Below are 2,943 nucleotides of genomic sequence, written 5' to 3'. Positions count from 1 at the left end.
TGGCGGGCGGCGGCTTGGCGGGCGGCGGCTTGGCGGGCGGCGGCTTGGCGGGCGGCGGCTTGGCGGGCGGCGGCTTGGCGGGCGGCGGCTTTGCTGCCCTTGCCGCTGGGGCGTTCGAGGCGGCGGGTAAGCACCGGCTGCTCCACCGCGGGATCGCGGACGGCTACGGCCGCCGGCGGGACGAGGTGCTGGGCACGCCGGGCGTCACGGTGGTCGTGACGGGCGAGGTGGACGACCTCGACGCGTCGCCGACTCTCGTGGAGACGGATCTCGCGACGCTTGCCGAGCATCGCGACACTCTGCTGGACGAGGCCTTCGGGCCACTGTCGCTCGTGGTTCGCTACGACCCCGGCGCACCGTTGGCCGCGGAGCTCGCCGGCTTGGTCGAGGGCTCTCTCGCGGCCGGCGTCCACACCGGGTCGGGCGAGGACTCGCCGTGGCTGCGTGAGCTTGTCACAGTGCTGAGCGACCGGTCCGGCCGCCTGCTCTTCAACGGCTGGCCCACCGGCGTCGCGGTGACCCCCGCCCAACAGCACGGCGGGCCGTGGCCGGCCACCACCAACCCCACCACCACGTCGGTCGGCACCGCGGCGATCGACCGCTTCCTGCGACCCGTCACCTATCAGGACTGTCCACCGGAACTGCTTCCCGAGCCGCTGCGCGACGACAACCCGTGGAATGTCCCGCAACATCGCTCTCCGGCCGGCGAGTCGTCCCACTGGGGGGAGGTCTGACCGACCGGGGAGTCACCGGGAGTTGCCGACCGAGCGCCGCCCGGCCACCAGAGCCGGGCGGTTGCGGCGGCCGGTTGCCTTCGGAAGGTTGCTCGCTGTGGGCTCGGCAAGACCGTCCACCCGCAGTCGGGGTCAGATGACGCCGTAGCGCATGGCGTGAGCGATTATGTGGGACCGGTTGCGCAAGGCCAGGCGGCGGAGGACGGCGCTGATGACGCCCTTGACGGTGCGTTCGGAGCATTGGAGGCGGGCGCCGATCTCCGTTGTCTCCAGGCCCTCGGCCATCAGGCGGATGACCTCGACCTCGCGGGGCTTCAGGCCCGAGGCGGCCAGGCCCGCCTGTTCCAGCACCTCGGCCTGCAAGTGGCGGAGGTGGCCGAGCAACGCACCGACCAGGCCGGGTGGGAGGAAACCGCCTCCGCCTACCGCGGTTCGGACGCTGCCGGCCAGGCGGTCGGCGGTCACGGCGGCTACCGGGAGCACGCCGACCACGCGACACTCGACAGCGACCAGCAACTCGGCCGGGGTGATGTCCTCGACGACCAGGACGACCGGGCGGTGGGTCTCGACGCACGAACGGCGCAGCGCGGGGATCACGCGGCCGTCGACCCGGTCCGTGGCGTAGACCAGGACGTCCGCGGCGGGGTCGTCTCCCGCCAGGACGGAGAGGTCCGTGGTCGGCTCGAGCAGGCGGGACAGGCCGGCCAGGCTCAGCGGATCCGTGGCACGCAGGGCAACCGTTACGGGAGCAACCAGGGACAGGGAAGCGGTCATGCGCGCAAGCCTGCATCGGTGACACGGCGGCACCATGCGTCGTTCGACCGGTTGTCACCTCACACAGGTAGAGTCATCCATCGTCATGGATGCCCGGGCCGAGACCTGAGGGTGGCCGGGAACGGCCGTGGGTGGCCGAGACGATCGCGGGTGGCCGAGACGGCGGCAGGTGACCGACACGGCCGCAGGTGACCGAGACGGCCGCAGGTGACCGAGACGGCCGCAGGTGCGTGGGAACGGGTCGCAGGTGGGTGGGAAGGGGAGCTCATGACGCAGGACGCTCGGTTCGATCTCGCTGATCCGGCCTTTCACGACGATCCGCATCCGTTCTATGCGCGGCTGCGGGAGGAGAGCCCGGTGCATCGGGTGCGGCTTCCGGCGGGGAACGAGGCTTGGCTGGTCACCCGGTACGAGGATGCCAAGCGGGCGCTCAGTGATCCGCGGTTGTCGAAGCAGTATCCGGTGGTCGGCATTGCGGCGGTCAGCCGGCACATGCTGGCCGCGGATCCGCCCGATCACACGCGGCTGCGGCGGCTGGTTTCTGCGGCCTTCACCGCTCGCCGGGTGGAAGGGCTGCGGCCGCGGATCGAGGAGATCACCGCGGGGCTGCTGGACGACATGGCGGGCCGGGACGAGGTGGATCTGATCGACGCGTTCGCGTTTCCGCTGCCGATCCAGGTCATCTGCGAACTGCTCGGTGTGCCGTCCGCCGACCGGGACGCGTTCCGCGCGTGGACCAACGTCATCGTCGGCGGGCCGCGGCCGGGCGTCGACCATGGTGGGGCGGTGGGCGCGCTCGTCGCGTACATCCAGGATCTGCTGATGGAACGCCGGCGGGACGGGGGTGATGATCTGCTCGCCGCGCTGCTGGAGGTGCGTGACGCGGAAGATCGGCTCAGTGAGGACGAGTTGACCTCGATGGTCTTCCTGCTGCTCATCGCGGGGCACGAAACCACCGTCAACCTGATCGGCAACGGGGCGTGGCTGCTGCTCAGCCGCCGCGAGCGCTGGGAGCGGCTCCGCGCCGACCCTTCGCTGCTGCCCGCCGCGGTCGAGGAGATGCTGCGGTACGAGGCGCCGGTCGAGACCGCCACCTTCCGCATCGCCGCGACCGACCTGACCATCGGCGACCAGCACATCGCCGCGGGTGAGCAGGTGGTGGTCGGGCTGCTCGCGGCCAACCGGGACGACCGCTTCGCCGACCCGGACGAGATGGTGCTCGACCGGGACAACAATCCGCACCTCGCCTTCGGGCACGGCATCCACTACTGCCTGGGTGCGCCGCTGGCCCGGCTGGAAGGGGCCGTCGCCTTCGCCCGGCTGATCGAGCGCTTCCCCGGTCTCCGCCTCGCCCCGGACGTGCACCCCGAGTGGCGGCCCGGACTGCTCCTGCGCGGCCTGCAACAGCTGCCCGTGCGGCTCAGCTGAAACGCCC

The 2,943-nt window shown here is 71.7% G+C and carries 3 protein-coding genes; 2 read left to right on the top strand and 1 reads right to left on the bottom strand.

Annotated elements, in window-relative coordinates; all coding sequences use genetic code 11:
* A partial coding sequence (locus Ade02nite_RS14700; protein ID WP_498370401.1) for an aldehyde dehydrogenase family protein occupies window positions 1-734 on the top strand: 734 nt, incomplete at its 5' end.
* Window positions 735-866: 132 nt separating this feature from the next.
* On the opposite strand, the gene Ade02nite_RS14695 is transcribed toward Ade02nite_RS14700, so the two are convergent.
* Window positions 867-1,508 (bottom strand): helix-turn-helix transcriptional regulator, encoded by a 642-nt coding sequence (locus tag Ade02nite_RS14695; protein ID WP_203762359.1) that lies wholly within the window; start codon window positions 1,506-1,508, stop codon window positions 867-869.
* A gap of 267 nt (window positions 1,509-1,775) precedes the next feature.
* Between Ade02nite_RS14695 and Ade02nite_RS14690 the strand changes: the two genes are divergently transcribed.
* Window positions 1,776-2,936 carry a cytochrome P450 family protein gene (locus Ade02nite_RS14690; protein WP_203762357.1) on the top strand — a complete coding sequence of 387 codons (1,161 nt, stop codon included), beginning with the start codon at window positions 1,776-1,778 and terminating at the stop codon, window positions 2,934-2,936.
* Window positions 2,937-2,943: the final 7 nt, after the last annotated feature.

The sequence above is a fragment of the Paractinoplanes deccanensis genome (assembly GCF_016862115.1).
In the GTDB taxonomy this organism is placed as follows: domain Bacteria; phylum Actinomycetota; class Actinomycetes; order Mycobacteriales; family Micromonosporaceae; genus Actinoplanes; species Actinoplanes deccanensis.
Note: the sequence above shows the minus strand (reverse complement) of the source record. Positions and strands in the feature narration are given on the sequence as shown.